The organism is Luteibacter yeojuensis (genome assembly GCF_000964085.1).
Lineage (GTDB): Bacteria > Pseudomonadota > Gammaproteobacteria > Xanthomonadales > Rhodanobacteraceae > Luteibacter > Luteibacter yeojuensis_A.
In genome coordinates this window covers 75,102-99,014 of the sequence record NZ_JZRB01000035.1, presented here as the reverse complement: position 1 = coordinate 99,014, position 23,913 = coordinate 75,102, and the positions used below count along the sequence as shown (strand labels likewise).

The 23,913-nt window shown below is 68.5% G+C and carries 20 protein-coding genes; 11 read left to right on the top strand and 9 right to left on the bottom strand.

What is annotated here, in order from left to right; translation table 11 throughout:
* Nucleotides 1-32: 32 nt before the first annotated feature.
* Nucleotides 33-641: an HNH endonuclease gene (locus VI08_RS16070; RefSeq protein ID WP_045830618.1), complete on the bottom strand. Its 609-nt coding sequence runs from the start codon at nt 639-641 to the stop codon at nt 33-35.
* A gap of 228 nt (nt 642-869) precedes the next feature.
* Here VI08_RS16070 and VI08_RS16065 point away from each other — a divergent pair, with 228 nt between their 5' ends.
* Entirely contained in the window at nt 870-1,631 is a 762-nt protein-coding gene (locus VI08_RS16065) for a SapC family protein (RefSeq protein ID WP_045830617.1), read from the top strand.
* A 134-nt stretch (nt 1,632-1,765) separates the two neighbouring features.
* On the opposite strand, the gene VI08_RS16060 is transcribed toward VI08_RS16065, so the two are convergent.
* The 3 genes from VI08_RS16060 to VI08_RS16050 form a co-directional block, all read right to left on the bottom strand.
* Nucleotides 1,766-2,242, bottom strand: coding sequence for a GNAT family N-acetyltransferase (locus tag VI08_RS16060; protein ID WP_045830616.1), 477 nt, complete (start codon nt 2,240-2,242; stop codon nt 1,766-1,768).
* A 178-nt stretch (nt 2,243-2,420) separates the two neighbouring features.
* Complete coding sequence (locus VI08_RS16055) at nt 2,421-4,199, bottom strand: acyl-CoA dehydrogenase C-terminal domain-containing protein (protein ID WP_045830615.1); 1,779 nt, start codon at nt 4,197-4,199, stop codon at nt 2,421-2,423.
* Between the two features lie 32 nt (nt 4,200-4,231).
* The gene (locus tag VI08_RS16050) at nt 4,232-4,723 is read right to left on the bottom strand and encodes a hypothetical protein (RefSeq protein WP_045830634.1); all 492 of its coding nucleotides are present in this window, start codon (nt 4,721-4,723) and stop codon (nt 4,232-4,234) included.
* Nucleotides 4,724-4,874: 151 nt separating this feature from the next.
* Between VI08_RS16050 and VI08_RS16045 the strand changes: the two genes are divergently transcribed.
* Together VI08_RS16045 and VI08_RS16040 are read left to right on the top strand one after the other, a co-directional pair.
* Nucleotides 4,875-5,354: an SET domain-containing protein gene (locus VI08_RS16045; protein ID WP_045830614.1), complete on the top strand. Its 480-nt coding sequence runs from the start codon at nt 4,875-4,877 to the stop codon at nt 5,352-5,354.
* A 101-nt stretch (nt 5,355-5,455) separates the two neighbouring features.
* Nucleotides 5,456-6,001, top strand: coding sequence for a type 1 glutamine amidotransferase domain-containing protein (locus tag VI08_RS16040; protein WP_045830613.1), 546 nt, complete (start codon nt 5,456-5,458; stop codon nt 5,999-6,001).
* A 119-nt stretch (nt 6,002-6,120) separates the two neighbouring features.
* Here VI08_RS16040 and fusA read toward each other — a convergent pair whose 3' ends face one another.
* Entirely contained in the window at nt 6,121-8,160 is a 2,040-nt protein-coding gene (gene fusA / locus VI08_RS16035) for an elongation factor G (protein WP_045830612.1), read from the bottom strand.
* Between the two features lie 188 nt (nt 8,161-8,348).
* On the opposite strand from fusA, the gene VI08_RS22405 reads away from it, so the two are divergent.
* Together VI08_RS22405 and VI08_RS16025 are read left to right on the top strand one after the other, a co-directional pair.
* Complete coding sequence (locus tag VI08_RS22405) at nt 8,349-9,359, top strand: hypothetical protein (RefSeq protein WP_052698011.1); 1,011 nt, start codon at nt 8,349-8,351, stop codon at nt 9,357-9,359.
* A gap of 58 nt (nt 9,360-9,417) precedes the next feature.
* Nucleotides 9,418-11,412, top strand: coding sequence for a hypothetical protein (locus VI08_RS16025; RefSeq protein ID WP_045830611.1), 1,995 nt, complete (start codon nt 9,418-9,420; stop codon nt 11,410-11,412).
* Between the two features lie 39 nt (nt 11,413-11,451).
* Here the strand turns inward: VI08_RS16025 and VI08_RS16020 are convergent, their stop codons facing one another.
* The gene (locus VI08_RS16020) at nt 11,452-11,931 is read right to left on the bottom strand and encodes an RDD family protein (RefSeq protein WP_045830610.1); all 480 of its coding nucleotides are present in this window, start codon (nt 11,929-11,931) and stop codon (nt 11,452-11,454) included.
* Nucleotides 11,932-11,951: 20 nt separating this feature from the next.
* On the opposite strand from VI08_RS16020, the gene xerD reads away from it, so the two are divergent.
* The 5 genes from xerD (at nt 11,952) to VI08_RS15995 (ending at nt 19,465) form a co-directional block, all read left to right on the top strand.
* On the top strand, nt 11,952-12,866 hold the full coding sequence (xerD, locus tag VI08_RS16015) for a site-specific tyrosine recombinase XerD (RefSeq protein WP_045830609.1): 915 nt from the start codon (nt 11,952-11,954) through the stop codon (nt 12,864-12,866).
* A 91-nt stretch (nt 12,867-12,957) separates the two neighbouring features.
* The gene (locus tag VI08_RS16010) at nt 12,958-13,722 is read left to right on the top strand and encodes a DsbC family protein (protein WP_045830608.1); all 765 of its coding nucleotides are present in this window, start codon (nt 12,958-12,960) and stop codon (nt 13,720-13,722) included.
* A 118-nt stretch (nt 13,723-13,840) separates the two neighbouring features.
* Nucleotides 13,841-17,704, top strand: a complete 3,864-nt coding sequence (purL, locus tag VI08_RS16005) for a phosphoribosylformylglycinamidine synthase (RefSeq protein WP_045830607.1) — start codon at nt 13,841-13,843, stop codon at nt 17,702-17,704.
* A gap of 4 nt (nt 17,705-17,708) precedes the next feature.
* Nucleotides 17,709-18,563 (top strand): glycosyltransferase family 2 protein, encoded by an 855-nt coding sequence (locus VI08_RS16000; RefSeq protein WP_045830606.1) that lies wholly within the window; start codon nt 17,709-17,711, stop codon nt 18,561-18,563.
* Nucleotides 18,560-19,465: a DMT family transporter gene (locus VI08_RS15995; RefSeq protein WP_045830605.1), complete on the top strand. Its 906-nt coding sequence runs from the start codon at nt 18,560-18,562 to the stop codon at nt 19,463-19,465. The genes VI08_RS16000 and VI08_RS15995 overlap by 4 nt, the downstream gene beginning before the upstream one ends.
* Nucleotides 19,466-19,585: 120 nt before the next feature.
* Here the strand turns inward: VI08_RS15995 and VI08_RS15990 are convergent, their stop codons facing one another.
* Nucleotides 19,586-20,731 carry an aldose epimerase family protein gene (locus VI08_RS15990; protein ID WP_045830604.1) on the bottom strand — a complete coding sequence of 382 codons (1,146 nt, stop codon included), beginning with the start codon at nt 20,729-20,731 and terminating at the stop codon, nt 19,586-19,588.
* A gap of 142 nt (nt 20,732-20,873) precedes the next feature.
* Between VI08_RS15990 and VI08_RS15985 the strand changes: the two genes are divergently transcribed.
* Nucleotides 20,874-21,575 (top strand): FadR/GntR family transcriptional regulator, encoded by a 702-nt coding sequence (locus VI08_RS15985; RefSeq protein ID WP_232309568.1) that lies wholly within the window; start codon nt 20,874-20,876, stop codon nt 21,573-21,575.
* Between the two features lie 21 nt (nt 21,576-21,596).
* On the opposite strand, the gene VI08_RS15980 is transcribed toward VI08_RS15985, so the two are convergent.
* Nucleotides 21,597-21,803: a YbdD/YjiX family protein gene (locus VI08_RS15980; RefSeq protein ID WP_045830632.1), complete on the bottom strand. Its 207-nt coding sequence runs from the start codon at nt 21,801-21,803 to the stop codon at nt 21,597-21,599.
* Nucleotides 21,804-21,816: 13 nt separating this feature from the next.
* A complete protein-coding gene (locus tag VI08_RS15975) occupies nt 21,817-23,892 on the bottom strand; it encodes a carbon starvation CstA family protein (RefSeq protein WP_045830602.1) in 2,076 nt (691 codons plus the stop codon).
* Nucleotides 23,893-23,913: the final 21 nt, after the last annotated feature.

Genomic DNA, 23,913 nt, shown 5'->3' with positions numbered 1-23,913 from the left:
GCGCCCCCACTTCCCACCCCCCACCTCCGCTCTCAAGCCGGGCGGCGGTCCCGGGGCAGGTGGCTAACCAAGAATTCCATCTGGTCGGCAAGGATATTGCGGTTAGAAAGAATGAGGTGCTCGACCCAGCTGGGCCGGTAAGGCACGGCCAACAGCGGCATGTGCGCCTGCTGCGGGGTGCGGTTGCTCTTGCGCAGGTTGCAGGCCAGGCAGGCGCTGACCACGTTCTCCCACTCGTCGGCGCCCTTCTTGGAGAGGGGCACCACGTGGTCGCGGGTGAGTTCGTGGCGGGTGTACTGGTGGCCGCAGTACAGGCAGATGTGCCGGTCGCGGGCGAAGAGGGCGGTGTTGGTGAGGGCCGGCGCCGGGTCGATGGCGTGGTCGCGGCAATGGCCGGTGCTGGCCACGATGGGGTGCAGCTGCAGGCTGCTGCGCTCGCCCGAGGCCCGGCTGATGCCGCCGCGGACGGTGACGCAGGGGTCGCCCAGGGTCCAGGCCACCACCCCCCTTACGTAGAGGCAGACGGCGTCCTGCCAGCTGATCCAGTCGAGGATCCGGCCGGAAGCATCGAGCGAGAGGACCCGCGTGGCGTGCAGGGCAGCCACCTTGGGCAGATCCTCCTGGAGTACTTCCATCGTCATCTAGTCTCGTCCTTCACCTTCGCGAAAGAGCGTTCCAGCAAGCCGAACTCCGTCCTGGCCCGAGCATAGCCCATAATTACGACAGAAAAGCACACGCCGGTATGGATCTTGCGGGGCTTTTCCCGGCCCCCGCCGCTGATATAGTGGGGGTTCGATTGCAAGCCCGCAGGGTTTGGAAGGGGGGCCGGGGTGGCTTCCCAGGCCTGGCGGGTACACGAGGGAAAGAAAGTGGCAGAAGTGCTTTTCTACGAGCGTCCGGTTGCGCTCAACCGTACCGCCCACCGCGACCTTCGCCTGAAGGCCGTCAACAACATCAATTTCGCGGCGAAGGTCCACTCCGTGCCGCTCACCGGCGTGGAGTTCGCCCCGGCCGCGCGTGATTTCCCCATCCTCTTCGCTGGCAACAGCATGGAAGACGCGGGCCCGATGGCCCTCCTCGGCCTGCGCCAGGGCGAGAACCTGCTCATCGGCGAGAGCGGCTTCTGGGAGCAGGGCCTGTACATCCCGGCCTTCGTCCGCCGTTACCCGTTCGTGCTGGCCGAGAAGCCGGCCGGCGCCGAGGGCGACGATTTCACCGTGTTCCTCGACGAGGCCTACGAGGGCTTCAACGAGACCGAGGGCGAGCGCCTCTTCAACGAAGACGGCACCGACGCCCCGGCCCTCACCAACGCGGTGAACTTCCTGGGCGAGTTCCAGGACCACGTGGCCCGCACGCAGTGGTTCATGGGCAAGCTGCGCGAGCACGACCTGCTCGAGCCGCGCACCATCACCCTGCAGAAGGAAGGCCGCGGCATCAACCTCAACGGCCTCTTCGTCATCAACGAAGAAAAGCTGCGCAAGCTCGACGAGAAGGTCGCCGGTGAGTTCCTGCGCGAAGGCGCCTTCGGCTGGATCTACGCCCACCTGGTGTCGCTGGCGAACATCGACCGCATGGCCGCCCGCCTCGACGCGCGCGAGAAGGGCGAAGACGGCGCGAAGCCCAACGCCTGATCGCCTGCCAAAGGCGCTGTCGAAGAAAAGGCCGCCCACGGGGCGGCCTTTTTTGTTCATGTAGGAGCCCACCCTGTGGGCGACAGCTTATCGCGAAGCGCTGTCGCCCACAGGGTGGGCTCCTACATGGGTTATTAGCGAACGGGCCGCGCCATGCGCACCAGGTCGGTATCGAAGCCGTGCTTCGCATACAGCTCCCGCGCCCGCTCGTTGCCGGGGAACACCGCCAGGGTGACGAACTGGCAGCGGTGGTCCTTCGCCCAGCCGTAGGCGTGGTCGAGCAGCACCTTGCCCACGCCGGAACCCTCGTAGCGCTCGTGCACCGCGATATCCGAGATATGGCAGTTGTCGCGGTGGGTGAAGAAATCCTTGGTCTTCTGCAGGTGGATGAAACCCACCGCGTCGCCCTCGTCGTTCTCGGCGATGAAGATGTAGCTGTTGGATGGCTGCTCGTCGAGGTGGCGCACCAGGTCGGCCTCGATGCCTTTCAGGCAATCGGTCTTGGTGCGGCCATTGGGCAGCGGGAAGTGGATGAACCGGTGGACCAGGCCAAGGATGAAATCATCGTCGTCGCTCTCGGCGAGACGAATGAGAAACGCTGGATCGCTCATCGGGTCGGGAACCGTGGTTGGCGTAGGAGGTCCGGGCACCTTCTGTTCTACACCCGAACCGGGACCGGGAAAAGTCCCCGCACCCGCCTGTAGGAGCTCACCCCTGTGAGCGACCGCTTTTCGCGAGCCCTTGGGGACTGGCGCGAGGAGCTGTCGCCCACAGGGTGGGCTCCTACGGTTACAGAACTTCGGGCAGCGTTTCCACGCCGGCCTCGATCGCCGCCTTGTGCAGGTGGATGCGCGGCAGCACGCGGGCGTAGTAGAAGTTGGCCGTGTCGCGCTTGGCCTGCTTGCCCTCCCCGGTGAGCAGGCGCGAGCCCTCGGCCGCGGCCACGCTGCGGGCCAGGAAGTAGGCCAGGGTGATGTAGCCGGCGTAGTAGAGGTAATCCACGGCCGCCGCGCCCAGTTCTTCCGGGTTGGCCTGGGCCTTCGCGGCGATGGCCTGCGTGAGTTCGCCCCACGCCTTGGCGGCGGTGGCCAGCGGCAGGATGTAGGCCTTCACCGCGTCGTTGGCCGCGTTGGCCTGGCAGAACGCGGCCACCTCGCCCAGGAACAGCTTCAGGCCCGCGCCCTGCAGCTGCATGATCTTGCGGCCGAGCAGGTCGAGCGCCTGGATCTGGGTGGTGCCCTCGTACAGTGTGATGATGCGGGCATCGCGGACGAACTGCTCCATGCCGTGCTCGGCGATGAAGCCGTGGCCGCCGAAGATCTGCAGGGCTTCCTTGGTGCACTCCTGCGCCGCCTCGGTGAGCAGGCCCTTGGCGATGGGGATGAGGAAGGAAAGCAGTTCGCCGGCTTGCTTGCGCTCGGCCGCGTCGGGGCTGCGCGCCTCGATGTCGCTCTGCAGCGCCGCATAGGCGGCGAGCACGCGGCCGCCCTCGACGAACGCGCGCTGGGTGAGCAGCATGCGGCGCACATCGGGGTGCACGGTGAGCGGGTCGGCGGGCTTTTCCGGCAGTTTCGCGCCTGAAAGCGCACGCATCTGCAGGCGCTCGCGCGCGTAGTTCAGGCTGTTCTGCAGGGCGCGCTCGCTGACGGCCAGGCCCTGGATGCCCACGGCAAGGCGCGCCGCGTTCATCATGGTGAACATGGCCATGAGGCCCTTGTGCGCGGGGCCGATGAGCCAGCCCTGGGCGCCGTCGAAGTTCATGACGCAGGTGGCCGAGCCCTTGATGCCCATCTTGTGCTCGATGGCGCCGGCGGCCGCGCCGTTGCGCTCGCCCAGCGAGCCGTCGGCACCCACCTTGAACTTGGGCACCACCAGCATCGAGATGCCGCGGCTGCCGGCGGGCGCATCGGGCAGGCGGGCCAGCACCAGGTGCACGATGTTCTCGGCGAAATCGTGCTCGCCCGCGCTGATGAAGATCTTGGTGCCGGTGACGCTGTAGCTGCCGTCGCCGTTCGGTTCGGCGCGAGTCTTCAGCAGGCCGAGGTCGGAACCGGCCTGCGGCTCGGTGAGGCACATGGTGCCTGTCCAGCGGCCTTCGACGAGCGGCTTCAGGAAGGTCTCCTGCTGCCAGGCGTCGCCGTGGTGTTCCAGCGCATCGGTGGCGCCGTGCGAGAGCAGCGGGTAGATGCCCCAGGCCAGGTTGGCCGAGTCGATCATCTCCTTCACCAGCGCACCGAGCACGGCGGGCAGCGCCTGGCCGCCCCACTTCTCGTCGGCGGTAAGGCCGGCCCAGCCACCCTCGGCGTACTGGCGGTAGGCCTCCTTGAAGCCCTTCGGCGTGGTGACCGAGGCGGTGGCCTTGTCATACACACAGCCCTCGGCGTCGCCGGAGGCGTTGAGCGGGGCCAGCACCTGCTCGTTGAAGCGGGCGGCCTCGTCGAGCACGGCGTCGAACAGCTCGCGGGTGTGCGCCTCGCCACCCTCGAGGCGGCCGAGCACGGCGTCGGCGCCGAGCACGTCGTAGAGCGCGAAGCGCATGTCGTTGAGCGGGGCTTTGTAGATCGTCATCGGGGATCCTGGCGAATACGGCTGGGCGGGGTTCAGGGCGAGCGGTAGGTGTCGGGGATGCCGGGCACGGGCGACAACCAGCTCTTGCCATGCACCGGGAAGGTGCGCGGCTTGTCTTCTTTTTCGGGCGTGGCCGTGACGCGGCCCTCGATGCCGTAGGGCAGGGCGCCGCCGCTGCCCTTGGCGGCGAGCGCGGCCAGGGCCTTCGCCATCTCGGGCGTGGGCAGGATATCGACGGTGGCCACGTCGGCCGCGAACGAGGGGATGTCCTGGCCGATGTTGGCGTCGAGCAGCACGCCGCCCAGGTCGCCCACCTGCAAGGTGCCCTGCAGGCGGTCGAACGACATGCCGCCGTAGCTGTTGTTGCGCACGCGCAGCGTCACGTGCCATGGGCCACCCGGTTTGGCGGTGACCTCCTGCAGGCTCACGGCCGGCGGGAACACGCTTTTCTTGGTGGGGCCGCACGCGGCGAGGAGGGCGAGGCACGCAAGCGTGGCCACGCGGACGATCGGTAGGCGTCGCATCAAGGTCATTCCCTGGTCACCGGGCTTCGAACACTTGTTCGATGGTAGCGCCGGGCGGGGCGCCTGCGCGAGACGGCGTTTGAAACGCGGTTCCCAAGCGCGGCCGTAGCAGGCATCATCCGGCATTGCCTTCCATGACGACTATTTGCCCATGACCCGACGCATCGTCGCGCGCCGCTCCCCCATCCACGGCAATGGCGTGTTCGCCACCGCACCCATCAAGGCAGGCGACGACGTCGTCGAATACAAGGGCGACCGCATCACCCACGCCCAGGCCGACAAGCGCTATGGCGATGGCGGCGAGACGGGCCACACCTTCCTGTTCACCCTCAACGACAGCTGGATCGTCGACGGCAACAGCCACGGCAACACGGCGCGCTGGATCAACCACGGCTGCGACCCGAACTGCCAGGCGGTGATCATCGAGGATGTGCCGGGCAAGGATTCGAAGAGCGACAAAGTGATGATCGAGGCCATCCGCGACATCGCCCCGGGCGAAGAACTCACCTACGACTACGGCATCACGCTCGACATGCCGCACACTGCCCGCCTGAAGAAGATCTGGGCCTGCCGCTGCGGCTCGCCCAAGTGCATCGGCACCATGCTGAAGCCCAAGCGCAAGGCGGCCTGAGGGCCGGTCTTCACGTTTGCATAGGGGCGCCCACACCTGCGCGACGCGCCCCTGATGCCCCGCTGCCGATCCTGCAGGCTCATTCCCCGCAGGAGACACCCATGGCAAACCAGCCGCTTGAAGGCCGCCGCATCGCGGTCCTCGCCACCGACGGTTTCGAACAATCCGAACTGACCGAACCCAAGCGCCTGCTCGAAGAAGCCGGCGCAAGGGTCGATGTGATCTCGCCGGGCGACGCGAAGCAGATCAAGGGGTGGGACAAGAAAGACTGGGGCAAGTCCGTGCCCGTCGATGTCGCGCTCGACAAGGCCGACGCCAGCCAGTACGACGCGCTGGTGCTGCCCGGTGGCGTCATCAACCCCGATCACCTGCGCACCGATGAGAAAGCCATCGGCCTGGTGAAGACGTTCGGCGAGGCCGGCAAGCCGGTGGCTGCGATCTGCCATGGCCCGTGGACGCTGATCAACGCCGGGCTGGTGAAGGGCAAGAAGGTCACCTCGTGGCCGTCGCTGAAAACCGACCTTGGCAACGCCGGCGCGCACTGGGAAGACAGCCAGGTGGTGAAGGACGGCAACCTCATCACGAGCCGCAAGCCCGACGACATCCCGGCGTTCACCGAAACGCTGATCAAGGCCCTCGCGGCATAACGATGGATGTAGGAGCCCACCCTGTGGGCGACAGCGTCTCGCGAAACACAACATGCCGCGAAACGCTGTCGCCCACAGGGTGGGCTCCTACCCATGCGATCGCCGTCCCCATCCGACCGTCAGTCGTCTTCCACCTTCGGCTTCCACATCTCAGCCAGCTTTTTCTGCACGCCGGGCGGCACGGGGTCGTAGTGGCTGAATTCCATCGCGTAGCGCCCCTGGCCACCGGTCATCGCCTTGAGCTGGGCGGGGAATTCCGCCAGTTCCGCCAGCGGCACGCGCGCCCGGATCATCGTCTCGCCGCCGCGTAGCGAATCGGTGCCCATGATCTGGGCACGCCGCGAGGCGAGGCCGCCAGTCACGTCGCCAACCGAGGTATCCGGGATGGCGACTTCCAGGTCGACGATGGGTTCGAGCACGATGGGCCGGGCCTTCGCCACCGCGTCGAGGAAGGCCTTCTTGCCGGCGCTGATGAACGCCACCTCCTTGGAATCGACGGGGTGGTGCTTGCCGTCGTACACGGCGACACGCACATCCTGCATCGGGTAGCCCGCGACGGCGCCGCCCTCCATCGCCTGGCGGATGCCTTTCTCGATCGCCGGCATGAACTGGTTCGGCACCGTGCCGCCCTTGGTTTCATCGACGAACACGAAGCCCGCGCCACGGCCCAGCGGCTCGATGCGCAGGAACACTTCGCCGAACTGCCCGGCGCCACCGGTCTGCTTCTTGTGCCGGTGGTGCCCATCGGCCTTGCCGCCGATGGTCTCGCGGTAGGCGATGCGTGGCGGGTGCGTTACCACGTCCACGTCGTAGCGCGCCTTCATTCGTTCCAGCATCAGTTTCAGGTGCAGGTCCGACAGGCCGCGCACCACCGTCTGGTTCACCTCGGCATGGTGCTCGACGACGAAGCACGGGTCTTCCTCGGCGAGCCGTGCCAGCGCCTGCGCCAGTTTCTGCTCGTGGCCCTTGCGCGCGGGTTCCACCGCCAGGCCGAACATGGGCGATGGGTAGGCCGCGGCGTGCAGGTGGATGTGGCCTTCGTCCGCGGCATCGTGCAGCACGGCATCGAAGTGGATATCGTCCACCTTCGCCACGGCGCAGATATCCCCCGGCAGGGCTTCCTCCACTTCCACGTGCTCCTTGCCCTTCAGCCGGAACAGGTGCGCCACCTTGAACGGCTTGCGGCCATCGTCGACCAGCAGCTGTGCATCCTTGCGCACGGTGCCCTGCCATACGCGGAACACGCCAAGCTTGCCGACGAAGGGGTCATTGACGATCTTGAACACGTCGGCCACGACATGCTTGCCGGCATCGGCGTTGACGTCGAAGCGGATGCCCTGGTCGTCCTCGAACGGCGGCGGGTTGGTTTCGGTGGGGCAGGGCAGGATCCGCTCGATGAGTTCCAGCAGCTCCGTGACGCCCACGCCGTCGCGCGCGCTGGTGAACACGATGGGCACGAGGTGGCCATCGCGCAGGCAGTGCTCGAGCGCATCGTGCAGCTCGTCGGCGCTGAGCGAGCCTTCGCCGCCGTCGAGGTAGTGCTCCATCACGCCGTTGTCGATTTCCACCACCTGGTCGATGAGCTGCTGGTGCGCCTCGCCGCAGGATGAGAAATCCGTCTCGCCCTGGTCGTGGAAGAACGCATCGCGCACCGCGTGCCCCTGCGCGGCGGGCAGGTTCACGGGCAGGCACTCGTTGCCGAACTCCGCGCGTATCGCCTCCACCAACGCGGGAAGGTCCACGCCATCGGCGTCTATGCGGTTCACGATGACAAGGCGCGCCAGGCCACGCTCCTTTGCGTGCGCCATCATGCTGCGCGTGCCGTGCTCGATGCCGTTGGCCGCGTTGACGACGATGGCCACGGTATCGGTGGCGGCGAGCGCCGCCAGGGCGGGGCCGCGGAAATCCGCGTAGCCGGGGGTATCGACGAGGTGGATGCGGTAGCCGTTGCGCTCGATGGAGGCGATGGAGGCATCGATCGAATGCCCCCGGGCGCGTTCCATCGGGTCGTTGTCAGAGACAGTACTGCCTTTTTCCACGCTGCCCATGCTGTTGAGGACGCCGCCGGCGTGGAGCATGGCTTCGAACAAGGTGGTCTTGCCGGCCCCGGCGTGGCCGGCGAGTGACAGGCTGCGGATGCGTTCCGTGGATGGCGACACGATGCGACCCTCCGTAAGGATGGCGGTCCCCCCGTCCTCCCAGCCTTCTCCGATCCGGGGCCGGAATCAAGTGGTATGGGAATCTTCTGATCGCATGGGTGTCTGAAGGCGCAGGCTTAGGGCGCGGTCAGGCTGGCGCGCTAAGCTGTATGGCTTTCCCGACGGCCCGACAGGGGATCCCCCGCAGCGTGCAATACCCAGGCAAGGCGCCACCGCCGCACGTCGAACCGCACCGGCTCACGCCGGCGGCGGGCGGGCGCCATGGGCTGCATCCCATCGACCCGGCCACGATCCTGGCGCTGCGCGCCATCCGCCACCGGCCGCGCCCGCGCGACCGCGTGCGCGCCACGCTGGCGATCGTCGGCACGATCATCCTGCACGTACTTATCCTCGCGCTGGTGGCCTACGAAATGCAGCCGCAGCCGCTGGTGGGCTATGCGCAGCCCGACGACAAGGCCGACGTGCTCGAGGTGCGCTTCATCGAGCCCGCTGCCACGCCGCCGCCCCAGGCCAACGTGCCGCCCCCGCCGCCCGTCAGCGAGCCGCCGCCGAAAGTGCGCTCGCCCGAGGCCACCCGCCCCGAGCCCCCAAAGCCGAAGAAGCCACCGAAGGACGAGCCGCCTGCCGAAAACGAGGCAACGCCCGCGCCGGCCGCCGCCGCGCCGCAGCTCTATGGCAAGGACGGCAGCATCAACGTGGGCAGCGCGCCCGCGCCGCGCGGCAACGCACCGACCCAGGCCGACTTCGTCGCGCGCAAGCCGACGGACGATGCGGGCGTCATGACACACAAGGGCCCGGTCACGTACAAGGAAACGCGCTTCGAGAAGGATTGGGTGCCGCCCAACGAAACCGCGCTGCAGGCGGGCGTGCGCAAGACGCTCGAGAACACCACGCTGAAGAAAGAAGTGAACATTGGCGGCCAGCGCATCAACTGCGCCACCGTGCTGTTCGTCCTCCCCGTGGGTTGCCGCCCCAACGACCCGCCGAAGCCGCCACCGAAGTCCGCCGATGGCCGCCTCAACATGGCGCCGGCCAAGCCCATCGCCGATGGCCCCGACGTGGTGCCGCCCCCCAGCGAGGCCGAATGCATCGCCGCGTTCCGCGCCGACAAGCCACTGCCGCAAGGCTGCCCAAGCGACGTGCCGCTGAAGGCAATCGAGCTGGACAAGCAGGAACAGGAGCGGCGCACGGGTAAGTGAAGGCATCGCCGCACGCCGCGATTGTGCGCCGTGCGCGCAGCATGGACACTAGCGCCCGATGCCTACCCACTACACACCGGACAGCGACCGCGAGGACGCCGACCCTTCGCTGCCCTTGGGCCCGCGCCAGGCGGCCATGGGCGCGCTGGTCTATCGCCGGCAGCTGCGCCAGAAGCCGAGCCCGAGCGGGCGGCGCATCGCGGGCTGGGTGGGCACCATCATCATCCACCTGCTGTTCTTCTTCGGCATGGTGCTCGGCCCGGCGTACGAGGTGCTGCCGCCGCCGCCGGAACCGGATAACCCCGATGCCTTGCAGGTGCGCCTGATCGACAAGCCGCCCGCGCCCGTGCCGCCCGTGCGTGGCACACCGTCGAAGGCCCCTGTCGCGAAGGCGAAGAAGGCCACCACCAAGGCCGTTGCCAGCCGTGCGTCGCGCGGCTCGCACGCGGCGGCCGTCGCGGCGGCCAACAAGGCCGCGCCGGCCATCGCCACGCCCGCCGCACCGCCGCCGCCCACCCCGCCCGCGCCGAAGCCCAAGGCGCCGCCGCCGAGCGTGCAGGCCGTGGCGGAAAAACCGCTGGTGCAGCCCACCGCGCCGCCGAAGCAACCCGAGTTGCAGCAGGTGCCGTTGCCCACGCCCGCGCCGCCGGACCTTGCCATGGATACGCCGAAGCCGCAGGTGACGCCGCCGCGCTTCCAGCCCGAACCCGTGCGCAAGGCACAGGCCGAGGGCACCGAGGCCATGCCACCGCCCGCGTCGCTGGCGCTGCCGCCCATTCCGGCATCCCAGCCCACCACGATGCCGACGCCGCCGCAGATCACCGCCGAAAAGACCACGCCGGTGCCCACCACCACGATGACGCTGGCCACGGTGCCGCGCCCCGAAGTTCAGGAAAGTTCGGCGCCACCGACCCCGCAGGAAACGCCGTTGCCGGCCATCGCGCAGGAACCCGCCGCGCCACCCGCGCCGCAGGTCACGCCCGATGTATCGCGCCCGGTGCCGCCGAAGATCGCCGTCGACACCGTGCGCGCGCCCGCCGTCGAGGCCGAGGCGGAGCTCGCGGCCGTGCCGCTGCCCGACGCCGCCGCGAAACCGACCGTGTCCGCGCCCGTGGCCGATGTCGCACGGCCCGCGGTGCAGGCGCCCGCCGTGGCACCAGGCGAACTGCAGCGCCCGGTCGCTGGCGCCGACACCACGCCCGCGCCGCCTGGCGAGGCCCCGGGCGACAATGCCGCGGGCGAGGCCACGGCGCAGGCGCAGAACGAACAGGGCAAGGCGGCCAGCGACCGTCGCAGCGCGCCGAGCGAGGGTGAACCGGGTGCGCCATCGGCGGCGGGCGAGGCGACGGCGGCGAGCGCGGGCACGAACACGCCCGGTGCCGCGGCCGATACCGGCAAGCCCGGCGCCGCGAAGGGCACGGACGAAGGCGAACGTCTTACGGGTGCCAATGGCACCTCCCAGCGCACCGATGGCGTGGCGGGTGGCCAGGGTGACAAGGCCGGCCAGGTCGGCGCGTACGTCGAGCTCAAGCCGCGCGGCAACGTCGTGCCGCAGAACGGCGCGCGCGTGCACATCGATTACAAGGCCACGCGCTTCGACGACGCGTGGACGCCGAAGGGCGAGAGCTCGGTGGATACGGCCCTGCGCCACGGCGTCGAAGCGGCCACGGTGAAGTTCACCATCCCGCTGCCGCGCGGCGTGCGCATCAATTGCACGGCCGGGCCGGGTGCTTCGGGCGGCGCGATGAAGCAGGCCATTTCACTGCTTACGCTGGGCTGCGGCGGCGACCCGCCGCCCAAGCCCTCCGAGCCCGACAAGCTGGTGAGGAACCAGACCCTGCCGTCGAAGCCGCCGGCCGAGAACCTGCCGCCCGCGAACGCCAGCACCGTGGCCGCCACGGGGCAGCCCATCGACAACACCGCGTTCTGCACCACCGCGCGCATCGCCGGTGGCCCGCCGCCGCCCGGCTGCGAGCCCAGCATCAAGATCAACGTGCAGGCTGCGCCACAAGCGAGCGGATCATGGGTGCCGGCGAGCGACACATTCAAATGACGCCCTCGCCCTGTGGGAGCGCGCTTGCGCGCGATTCCCTCAACGAACCTCGGTCCGCGCCACCATGTCATGCAACCCACGCCGCCGCGCATCCACGAACGACGGCAGCAGGATGACAGCCCACCCCACCAGCGGTGCCAGCAACGCCACCTGCAACGACGCGACGCCGTAGAGCAGCAGCAACAACACCGGCAGCCCGGCTACAACGAGCCGCACCAGGCCCTGCACCGCACCCACGGCCGCGCCATCGCGCGACACCACGCGGATCTTCCACGGCCGCATGCCCAGCGTCTGCCCGCCACGCGTCCATGAGAAAAAGAAATACGCACCCACGACCACCGCCTGCAGCGGCTGGTACCACCACGCCACGAGGTGCCCCTTCGCATCGGCGACCTGGCCGCCCGTGGCCATCTGCGCGATGAGACCCACCACCATCACGATGGCCACCACGGCCAGCACGTCGTACACGATGGCCGCGAAGCGGCGCCAGGCAGGGGCGGGTAGGGGCATTGTGCTCATCGGGCCATTATGATCGGGCCATGACGGAAAGCCACGCCGAAACGAACGCCGCCGATGCGCGCCTCATCGATCGCTTCATCGAGCGCGTGTGGTCCGAGGATGGCCTGGCCGAGCGCACGCTTGAAGCATACCGGCGTGATCTCAGCCAGCTCTCGCGCTGGCTAGAGGCACGTGGCCATGGCCTGGCCACCGCCACGCGCGAGGATATCTCCGCTTACCACGGCAGCCAGCCGGTGTCGGTGCGCAGCATGGCGCGGCGGCAAAGCGCGTTCCGCCGCTTCTACGCGCACCTGGCGCGCGACGAGGGCGCACGCGAGGACCCCACGCTGCTGATGCAGCGACCGAAGATGCCGCGCGGCCTGCCCAAGGCGCTTGCCGAACGCGAGATCGAGGCGCTCATCGTGGCCCCCGACAGCGCCACGCCGCTCGGCCAGCGCGACCGCGCCATGCTCGAATTGATGTACTCATCGGGCCTGCGCGTATCGGAACTGGTCGACCTGCCGCTGGCGGGGCTCAACCCTCGGCAAGGCGTGCTGCGCGTCACCGGCAAGGGCGGCAAGGACCGCCTGGTGCCCGTGGGCGAGGAGGCGCTGGCGCATGTCGAGCGCTACCTCGCCGAGGCGCGCCCGCTCCTCGCGAAGGGGCACGGGCAGCCACTGGCCCTGTTCCTCACCCGGCGCGGCGACGCCATGACCCGCCAGCAGTTCTGGACCCTGGTGAAGCGCTACGCCATGCAGGTGGGCATCCCCGCCAAGCGCGTCTCGCCACATGTGCTGCGGCATTCGTTCGCCACGCACCTGCTCAACCACGGTGCCGACCTGCGCGCCCTGCAGATGCTGCTGGGGCACAGCGCGCTCAGCACCACGCAGATCTACACGCTGGTGGCGAAGGAAGGCCTGAAGCGCCTTCACGCCCAGCATCACCCGCGCGGTTAACCTCGCCCGTGCCACAATCGGGGGAACCGATCGCGCGCCATGCGTTCCAAGCGGGCTCGCGGAATCCCCCGGTATCCATGGAGCCGTACCGATGTTGAAGAAGATCCTCCCGGCATTACTGGCCGGCACGTTCGCCCTCTCGGCCGCCGCCGCGACCCCGCCCGCCGCCGACGAGACCAAGGCCGTCCGCGCCGCCGTCGAGGCCCTGGGCCCCGATATCAAGGTCGATAGCGTCGAAGCCGCGCCCATGCCCGGCTTCTACCAGGTGGTGGCGTCCGGGCGCATGGTGTATGTCAGCGCCGACGGCCGCTACATGCTCAACGGCAACCTCATCGACCTGAAGAGCAAGACCGATGTCTCCGCCGCCGCGTGGGCCGCCACGCGCAAGGCCGCGCTGGCCAAGGTGCCGGCGTCGCAGCGCCTCGTGTTCTCGCCGCCGAACCCCAAGCACACCGTCACCGTGTTCACCGACGTCGACTGCGGCTTCTGCCGCCAGCTGCACGCGCACATCGACGAGTACAACAAGCAGGGCATCGCGGTGGAATACGTGTTCTGGCCGCGCGAAGGCGTCAAGACCACGGGCGGCAACGACACCCCGTCGTACACCAAGGCCGTCTCGGTGTGGTGCGCCTCCGACCGCAAGAACGCCTTCAACCAGGCCATGAAGGGCGCCGACGTCAAGGCCGCCACCTGCACCAACCCGGTGAAGGATGAGTTCGAGCTGGGCGAGCGCCTGGGCGTCAACGGCACCCCCACGGTGGTGACCGAGAACGGCGACGTGGTGGGGGGGTACCTCACGCCGGCGCAGTTGCTCAAGGCGGTCAATGCGCCTGCGGGGACTGTTGGGGGCGGTTGAGGGGCCATCGCGCGCTAGCGCGCTCCCACATGGCTGGGGCGGGTGGTGGGGGCGGCCGGATGCTGTCCCGCAACATCATGTAGAATAGGCGTTTTCCTCCAGCGCCTTTTCCCCCCGCATGATCGCACTCGACGGGCAGAGCGCCCTCTCGCCGTTTCGCCTCGAACGCCTCAATGCCCACCTGGAGTCCTTGCACCACGGGACCCGCGTGCAGGCAGCCTGGTTCGTGTATTTCGTGGATGCCGCGCAGGCCCCTGAAGGCGACGCCCGCGCGCGCCTCCTGGCCGTGCTCGAGGCCAAGGCCGGCCAGCCGGAAACCGCCACCTTCTGGGTGGTTCCGCGCCTGGGCACCATCTCCCCCTGGTCCAGCAAGGCCACCGATATCCTCCACGGCGCCGGTTTCGACGTGCGCCGGGTGGAGCGCGGCGTGGCCTGGCAGGTCACCGGCATGCCGGCCGAGACGGCCCCCAGCTACGCCCAGGTGATGACGGCCTTCTGCGACCCGATGGTGCAGAGCCCGCTCGATTCGCTCGACCATGCCGGTGGCCTGTTCCTCGCCGGCACCCCGGGCGACCTGGGCCGCGTCGAGCTCGGCGGCGATGCCCTCGCCGCGCTGGCCACCGCCAACAAGGATCTCGGCCTGGCCCTGGCCGACGACGAGATCGACTACCTTGCCGAGCGGTACGGCGAGATGGGCCGCGCGCCCACCGACGCCGAGCTGATGATGTTCGCGCAGGCCAACTCCGAGCACTGCCGCCACAAGGTGTTCAACGCCACGTGGACCCTCGACGGCCAGGCGCAGGACGCCTCGCTGTTCGGCATGATCAAGAACACGCACAAGCATTCGCCGAAGTTCACGCTCAGCGCCTACAAGGACAACGCGGCGGTGATCGAAGGCTACGAGGGCAACCGCCTGTTCGTGAGCCCGGAAGACGGCGTGTTCCGCACGGTGAAGGAACCCGCGCCGTACGCCATCAAGGTCGAGACGCACAACCACCCCACGGCCATCGCACCGTGGCCGGGCGCCGCGACGGGCTCGGGCGGCGAGATCCGCGACGAGGGCGCCACGGGCCGCGGCGGCAAGCCGAAGGCCGGCCTCACCGGTTTCTCGGTCTCGCACCTGCGCATCCCCGGCACGCCGCGCCCGTGGGAAACCCCGCGCCCGCTGCCGCCGCGCATGGCCAGCGCGTTCGAGATCATGCGCGATGGCCCGCTGGGTGCCGCCGCGTTCAACAACGAGTTCGGCCGCCCCGCGCTCGGCGGCTACTTCCGCACGTTCGAACTGGAAACGGGTGACAAGGGCGTCCGCCGCGGCTACGACAAGCCCATCATGATCGCCGGTGGCCTCGCCGCCATCCGCGATGGCCACGTACAGAAGCGCGACGTGCGCCCGGGCGACAAGGTCATCGTGCTCGGTGGCCCCGCCATGCTCATCGGCCTGGGCGGCGGCGCCGCCTCGTCGGTGTCGTCGGGCACGTCCAGCGCGGAACTCGATTTCGCCTCCGTGCAGCGCGATAACCCCGAGATGGAGCGCCGCGCGCAGCAGGTCATCGACGCGTGCTGGGCCATGGGCGAGAAGAACCCCATCGTCAGCATCCACGACGTCGGCGCGGGTGGCCTTTCCAACGCCATCCCCGAGATCCTCAACGACGCCGGCGTGGGCGGCATCATCGACCTGTCGAAGGTGCCCTGCGACGACCCGACGCTCTCGCCCATGCAGGTGTGGAGCAACGAATCGCAGGAGCGCTACGTCCTCGCCATCGGGCCGGACGATATCGCGCAGTTCGAAGCCTGGTGCACGCGCGAGCGCTGCCCGTTCGCGGTGGTGGGCGAAGCCACGGCCGATCCGCGCCTCATCGTGCGCGATCCGCGCCGCGACCTCACCGTCATCGACCTGGGCATGGACGTGCTGTTCGGCAAGCCGCCGCGAATGCACCGCGACGCGCATCGCGTGAAGCCGCGCGTCGACCTGGTGGCCGATCTCAGCGGCATCGGCATGGACGAGGCGCTCAACCGCGTCCTGCGCCTGCCGGTCGTCGGCAGCAAGAACTTCCTGATCACCATCGGCGACCGCACCGTCGGCGGCCTCAACGCGCGCGACCAGATGGTCGGGCCGTGGCAGGTGCCCGTGGCCGATGTCGCGGTGACCATGACCGACTTCGACGGCTACGTGGGCGAGGCCATGGCCATGGCCGAGCGCGCCCCGGTGGCGTTGCTCAACAGCGCCGACGCCGCGCGCATGGCGGTGGGCGAAGCCATCACCAACATGGCCGCCGCGCCGCTCAAGCTCGAAGAAATGCGCCTGTCCGCCAACTGGATGGCCGCCGTGAACCACCCGGGCGAAGACGCCGCGCTGTTCGACGCCGTGCGCGCCGTCGGCATGGAGCTCTGCCCCGAACTCGATATCGCCATCCCGGTGGGCAAGGATTCCTTGCACATGCAGACGGTATGGAACGACGAGAACGGCAAGAAGCAGAAGACCGTCTCGCCGGTGTCGCTGGTCATCACCGGCTTCGCCCGCGTCGACGACGTGCGCCGCGTGCTCACGCCGCAGCTGAAGCTCGACCGCGGCGACACCGACCTGTGGCTCATCGACCTCGGCGTGGGCCGCGACCGCCTCGGCGGCTCGGCGCTCACCCAGGTGTTCAACCGCGGCGGCGGGGTGCCGCCTGACCTGGACGACCCGAAGCGCCTGCGCGCCATGTTCGAGCTGGTGCAGGAAGCGAACCGCTCGGGCCTGCTGCTGGCCTACCACGATCGCTCCGACGGCGGCGCCATCGTCACCCTGCTCGAGATGGCCTTCGCCGGCCATTGCGGCCTCGACATCCGCCTCGACGGCTGGGCAGAGGCCACGCTGCGCGCGCTCTTCAACGAGGAGCTGGGCGCCGTGGTGCAGGTGGCCAGCGCCAACCGCGAGGCGTTCGAGCAGCTGCTGGTGAAACACAACCTCGCCGGCATGACCCACCACGTGGGCCGCCCGAAGGAAAAACTCGGCATCAAGCTGCATCTGAACGGCGAGACGCCGTTCAAGTGGAACTGGACCGAGCTGTTCCGCGCGTGGAATGAAACCAGCCACGCCATGCAGCGCCTGCGCGATAACCCGGCCAGCGCCGACCAGGAAAGCGAGTGGCGCCTCGACGATGCCGACGAGGGCCTCTCGCCGAAGCTCACGTTCGATATCGCCGACGACGTGGCCGCGCCGTACATCGCCACGGGCGTGCGCCCGCGCGTGGCCATCCTGCGCGAGCAGGGCGTCAACGGCCAGGTCGAGATGGCCGCCGCGTTCACCCGCGCCGGCTTCGACGCGGTCGACGTGCACATGACCGACCTCGCCACCGGCCGCCACCACCTGAAGGATTTCCGCGGCCTGGCGGCCTGCGGTGGTTTCTCGTACGGCGACGTGCTTGGCGCCGGCCGTGGCTGGGCCACGTCCATCCTGTACAACGACGCGCTGCGCGAGCAGTTCGCGCGCTTCTTCGAGGACGGCAGCAAGTTCGCGCTGGGCGTGTGCAATGGCTGCCAGATGATGTCGCAGCTGAAGGACATCATCCCCGATGCGAAGCACTGGCCGCAGTTCCTGCGCAACCAGTCGGAGCAGTACGAGGCGCGCCTGGCCACCATCGAAATCCTCGACTCGGGCAGCATCTTCTTCCGTGGCATGGCCGGTTCGCGCCTGCCCGTGGCCGTGGCGCATGGCGAGGGCCGCGTGCACTTCCCCATGGTGTGCAGCCCGTCGAAGAGCCACGCCGCCGCGCGGTTCGTCGATAACCGCGGCAAGCCCACCGAGCATTATCCCCTGAACCCGAACGGCTCGCCGGGCGGCCTCACCGCGTTCACCGCCGCCGATGGCCGCGTCATGATCATGATGCCGCACCCCGAGCGCGTGTTCCGTACGGCCCAGCTCAGCTGGCACCCCGAGCCGTGGGGCGAGGATTCGCCGTGGATGCGGATGTTCCGTAACGCGCGCACGTGGGTCGGCTAACCGCGTGAAGCCCGCCGACCTCACCAGCATCATCATCGTGCTGGCCGATAGCGGGCCGCTCACCCGCGAGTGCGTCGAGCGCGCGCTCGCGAGCGACCGGCCCGTCGAGGTCATCCTCGTCGACAACGGGTCCGAAGACGGCACCCCCGAGCAGCTCGATCGCTCGTACGCCACGGACGACCGCGTCCGTGTCGTGTACAACCGTGCCAACCTCGGCTTCGGCCCGGCCGTGAACCGTGGCGCCACGCACGCGCGTGGCCGCCTGCTGCTCGTGCTGAACCCCGATTGCCTCGTCGAGCCCACCACCATCTCGCGCATGGCGGCGCACGTGGGGCCGCACACGGGCATCGTCGGTGCGCTGGTGCAGGACGCCGACGGCCATGTCGACCCGGCCTCGCGCCGCCGCGACCCGCTGCTGGGCCGTGTCATCGCCACCAAGCTGGGCCGTGGCAGCGGCGGCATCGATATCGGTGGCCCGCTGCCCAGTGGCGCGGAGCCGGTCGAGATCGTTTCCGGCGCCATCATCCTCATGCCCCGGGGCGCGTTCGATACGCTGGGCGGTTTCGACGAAACCTTCTTCCTGCATTGCGAAGACATGGACCTGTGCCGCCGGGCCCGCGACATGGGCTACCAGGTGCTCCTCGCCGGCGACGTGCGCGTGCTGCACGGCAAGGGCGGCTCCAGCCGCCACCGTCCCGTGTTCGTCAGCCGGCACAAGCATCGCAGCATGTACCTGTGGTTCCGCCGCCACGACCCGGCCGCGAAGAACCCGCTGCTGCGCGGCATGGTGTGGCTCGGCACCTGGGCGCATTTCCTGCTGAAGATCCCCGGCCAGCTGCTGCGGAAAAAACGCCGATGAGCACCGAGGGGAAGGGGAGTGGCCTGGCGACGCTGGGCCTGCTGGCGGTGACCGCCATCTGGGGCTCCACCTTCGTCATGATCAAGGACGTGGTCGGCCGCATGCTGCCGATCGACTTCCTGGCCGTGCGCTTCGTCATCGCCGCCGTGGCCATGCTGGTGCTGTTCGCCGTGCCCGTGCGCCGCCTGGGCCGCCGGCAGGCATGGCGTGGCCTGGCGCTGGGCGTGCTCTATGGCGTGGCGCAGTGGCTGCAGACCGAAGGCATCGCGCTGACCTCGCCCAGTGTCAGCGGCTTCGTCACCGGCATGTATGTCGTGTTCACCCCGTTCCTCGCGCTGGCGCTGTTCCGGCAGCGCTTCCCGGCCACCACGTGGGTGGCATCGGCGCTCGCCGTGGTCGGCCTGGGCGTGCTGGCGCTCAATGGCTTCACCGTCGACCTGGGCGTGCTGCTGACGCTTGCCTCGGCGCTGCTCTACGCGCTGCACATCGTAGGGCTGGGCCACTGGTCGAAGCCGGGCGATGCCTTCGGCATGTCGGCCATCCAGATGCTCGGCATCGCGGTGGTCTGCGTGCTCGCCACCTTGCCGCACCACGGGCCGGCGCTGCCACCCGACGGCAAGGCGTGGGTGGCCATCGTCTACATGGCCCTGGTGGCGGGTGCGCTGGCCATGCTGGTGCAGACCTGGGCCCAGGCGCACATGCCCGCGACGCGCGCCGCCATCGTCATGACGACGGAGCCGGTGTTCGCCGCGGGCTTCGCCGTGGCACTGGGCGTGGATGCGCTCACCCCACGCATGGTCGGCGGCGGCGCACTGGTGCTGGCCGCCATGTACATGGTGGAACTGGCGCCGCGCCTCCGGCGCAAGAAACCCGCCGAGGCCCTGCACCACGAGGCAGGCTAAAGCGCTACCCCTGTAGGAGCGCACTTGTGCGCGACGCTCTTAGCGACACGCAACAGGGCCTCGCGTGTCGCTAGAAGCTTTCGCTCACAGGGTGAGCTCCTACACGAGGGCTTGCCGCGGTTATTTGGTGGCAGCCTTGTCCGTGCTGAACTTGTAGGTCATGACGTTCTTGTACGTCTGGCCGGGGTCGAGGCGGGCGGAGCCGAAATCCGGCTGGTTCGGCGTATCGGGGAAGATCTGCGGCTCGAGCGCGAAGGCATCGCCCTGGCGGTAGACGTGGCCCGACTTGCCCGAGGTGGTGGCGTCGAGGAAGTTGCCCGAATAGAACTGCAGACCCGGCTGGGCCGACCACAGCGACAGCACGCGGCCGCTCTTCGGATCGGTGACGCGGGCCACCTCGCGCGGCTGCGCGGCTTCTTTCTTCGAGATGACGAAGTTGTGGTCGTAGCCACGGCCGAACACGAGCTGCTGTTCCTTCGCGTCGCGGATGTCGCGGCCGATGGGTTTTGCCTTGCGGAAATCGAAGTCGGTGCCGGCCACGTTGCGGATCTCGCCCGTGGGGATGGCGGTGGCATCGGTGGGCAAGTAGGCATCGCCCGCGATCATCAGCTTGTGTTCCATCACGCTGCCGGAGCCTTCGCCACCGAGGTTCCAGTAGGTGTGGTTGGTGATGTTGACGATGGTGGGTTTATCCGTCGTCGCCGTGTATTCGATGGTCAGCGCGTTCTTGTCGTCGAGCGTGTACTTCGCCGTGGCCGTGAGCTTGCCCGGGTAGCCCTGGTCGCCATCGGGGCTGACGTAGGTCATGGTGACGCTGGGCGTGGCGCCCGACTCCACCTTGTCGACCGACCACACCACCTTGTCGAAGCCCAGCTTGCCGCCATGCAGCGAGTTCGGGCCGTCGTTGACGGGCACGGTGTAGTCCTTGCCATCGAGCTTGAACTTGCCCTTGGCGATGCGGTTGGCGTAGCGGCCCACCGTGTCGCCGAAATACTGCGGCTTGTCGAAAGTGCCCTTCAGGTCGGGGTAGCCCAGCACGATGTCACCGGGCTTGCCGGTGCGGTCGGGCACGTCGAGGGCATAGAGCGCGGCGCCCAGCGAGATGATCTTCGCCGTCATGCCCTTGCCGTTGGTGAGCGTCACGACCGTGACGTCCTTGCCATCCGGCGTGTTGCCGAACGAGGCTTTCGTGGCGTCGCCGGCGAAGGCCGGGGCGGCCGCGCCGAAGAGGGTGGCCGCAACGGCCACGGCGAGAAGCTTGCGCATCGTCCACTCCCATGTAGGTCTCCGCAAGACGAAAGCACATTTGTACGACAATACACAAGCTGCGTTGCGTCAACGCCTTTCGGGCGAACGTGGCTACGATGGGGCGGCTCTTCACGCGGGAAGGGGCGCGATGGCACCTAAAATGGCAAATGCACGCAGCCTGCACGGCCGCGTGGTGGAGGAAATCGGCGCTGCGATCGTCGGCGGCACGTTGCGCCCGGGCGATGCGTTGCCGGGCGAAGCGCAGCTCGCCGTGCAGATGTCGGTCAGCCGCACCATCCTGCGCGAGGCGCTGAAGGTGCTTGCCGCCAAGGGGCTCATCGAGACGCGGCAGAAGACCGGCATGCGCGTCCGCGATGCCCGCCACTGGAACCACCTCGACCCCGATGTGCTCGCGTGGCGCTGCGAGTCGATGCCCACGGAGGATTTCGTCGGCAAGCTTGTGGAGATGCGCGAGATCATCGAGCCGGCCGCGTGCATGGCCGCGGCGCGGCGCCGTGACAGCGACCAGCTTCAGGCCATCGGCGAGGCGCTCGATGCCATGGAGGCCGCCGACGACCTCGAGGCCTGGGCGGAGGCCGACCTGCGGTTCCACGAGGCGGTGCTGGCAGCGACGAACAACGAGCTGCTGAGCTCGCTGTTCAGCGTCATCGAAACGGCCGTGGCCACGTTCTTCGTCATGTCGGCGCGCACGGCCACGAACTTCAAGTATTCGCTGCCGTACCACCAGGCGGTGTACGAAGCGATCCGTCGCCGGCGTCCAAACGAAGCCGCCAACGCCATGCGCGCGATGATCGAGGATTCGCGCGCCAACATGCGCAAGGGCCGCGTCGCCGCAAAATAGAGTTGCTTGAACACTTTTTTTCTAACAGCAACGGCCGCCCGTGCCTCGGTACCTTGCCTCCTGCCGCTCCCGGAAGAACTGCCCGTAGCTCGGTACCGGCCGTTCCGGGTGGTGCTCGCGCAGGTGCTTCACGTACACGTCGTAATCGGGCACCCCGCAGCAGAGGCGGGCGGTTTGCACCGCCCACTTCCACAGCGAGCGCGGCGACGCAGGGGTGAAGGTCTCCATCGCCATGCGCCTCTTACGGGGCCACGCTGTTGAGCGCCACGTAGGGCTCTTCATGCGCGGTGGGGTGGTTGGCGCGCCATGCGCGGGCGATGGCACGCAGCGAGAAGAACAGCATGGTGAGCACCAGCAGCATGAACAAACCGGTGAGCACCATGTCGACGCGGTTGTTGGTGATGATGCGCTGCATCTCGTCCACCGACTTGGCCGGGGCGATGACCTTGCCCGCGGCCGCGGCGTCCGCGTACTTGTTGGCGGCGGCCGTGAAGCTGATCTTGGCGTCGAACAGCTTCTGCCAGCCGGCGGTGAGCGTGCAGATAACCAGCCACGCGGCCGGGATGGCGGGCACCAGTACGTAGCGTTCGCGCTTCAGCTTCACGGTGACGACGGTGGCCAGCATCAGCGCGATGGCGGCAAGCATCTGGTTGGCGATGCCGAACAGCGGCCACAGCGTGTTGATGCCGCCCAGCGGATCGACCGCGCCCTGGTACAGGAAGTAACCCCACAGGCCCACGCAGATGACCGTGGCGATGACGTTGCCGAGCCACGAATCGGTTTTCTTCAGCGGGGCGTAGGCCATGCCGGCCAGCTCCTGGATCATGAAGCGGCCGACGCGGGTGCCGGCATCGACGGTGGTGAGGATGAACAATGCTTCGAACAGGATGGCGTAGTGGTACCAAAGCGCCATCATGCCCTCGCCCGGCATGATGCCGTGGAGGAGCTGGGCCATGCCCACCGCCAGGGTCGGGGCGCCACCGGCGCGGCCGAGGATGGTGCTCTCGCCGATGTTCTTCGCGGTATCGCTGAGCTCGGCCGGGGTGACGACGAAGCCCCACTGGCTGATGGCCGCGGCGGCATCCTGCACGGTGGTGCCGACCAGGGCGCCCGGGCTGTTCATGGCGAAGTACACGCCCGGGTGCAGCGAGGCCGCGGCGATCAGCGCCATGATGGCGACGAAGGCCTCCATCAGCATGCCGCCGTAGCCGACCATGCGGGCTTCGCCTTCATTGGCCAGCAGCTTCGGCGTGGTGCCTGAGGCGATGATCGAATGCCAGCCCGAAACGGCGCCGCAGGCGATGGTGATGAACAGGAACGGGAACAGGTTGCCCTGGAACACCGGGCCGGTGCCGTCGATGAACTGGGTGACCGCCGGCATCTGCAGGGTCGGCGCGGCCAGGAAAATGGCCAGGGCGAGTAGGGCGATGGTGCCGATCTTCAGGAACGTCGACAGGTAGTCGCGCGGCGCCAGCAGCAGCCACACGGGCAGCACGGAGGCGAAGAAGCCATAGCCGATCAGCCACCAGGCCAGCGCCTTGGCGTCGAAGTCGAACAGCGCGGCGAGGGCCGGCGTGTCGTTCACCGTCTTGCCGTACCAGATCGACGCCAGCAGCAGGATGAGGCCGATGATCGATACCTCGAGGATCTTGCCGGGGCGGATATAGCGCAGGTACACGCCCATGAGCAGCGCGATGGGGATCGTGGCGGCCACCGTGAACGTGCCCCACGGGCTGTGGGTCAGCGCCTTCACGACGACCAGGGCCAGCACCGCCAGCACGATCATCATGAGCACCAGCACGCCGACCATGGCGATGACGCCGGGCACTTCGCCCAGTTCCTCGCGCAGCATGTGGCCCAGCGAGCGGCCGTCGCGGCGCAGCGACAGGCCCAGGATCATGAAATCCTGCACCGCGCCGGCGAACACCACGCCCACCAGGATCCACAGCATGCCGGGCAGGTAGCCCATCTGCGCGGCCAGTACCGGGCCCACGAGCGGGCCGGCGCCGGCGATGGCGGCGAAGTGGTGGCCGAACACCACCCACTTGTCAGTGGGCACGTAGTCGAGGCCGTCGTTGCGGAGCACCGACGGGGTGGCACGGCTCGGATCGAGCTGCAGCACCTTGTTGGCGATGAGGCGGCTGTAGAAGCGGTAGCCGATGAGGAAGACGGCGATGGAGGCGGTGACCAGCCATATCGCATTGATGGGCTCGCCGCGGCGCAAGGCCACGACGCCGAGACACCATGCGCCGACGATGGCGATGGCCGCCCACAGGATTTTCCCCGCGGGACTGGGTTTGGGAATGGCGCTTTGCATGTGTTCTGAGCTCCCCTTGCG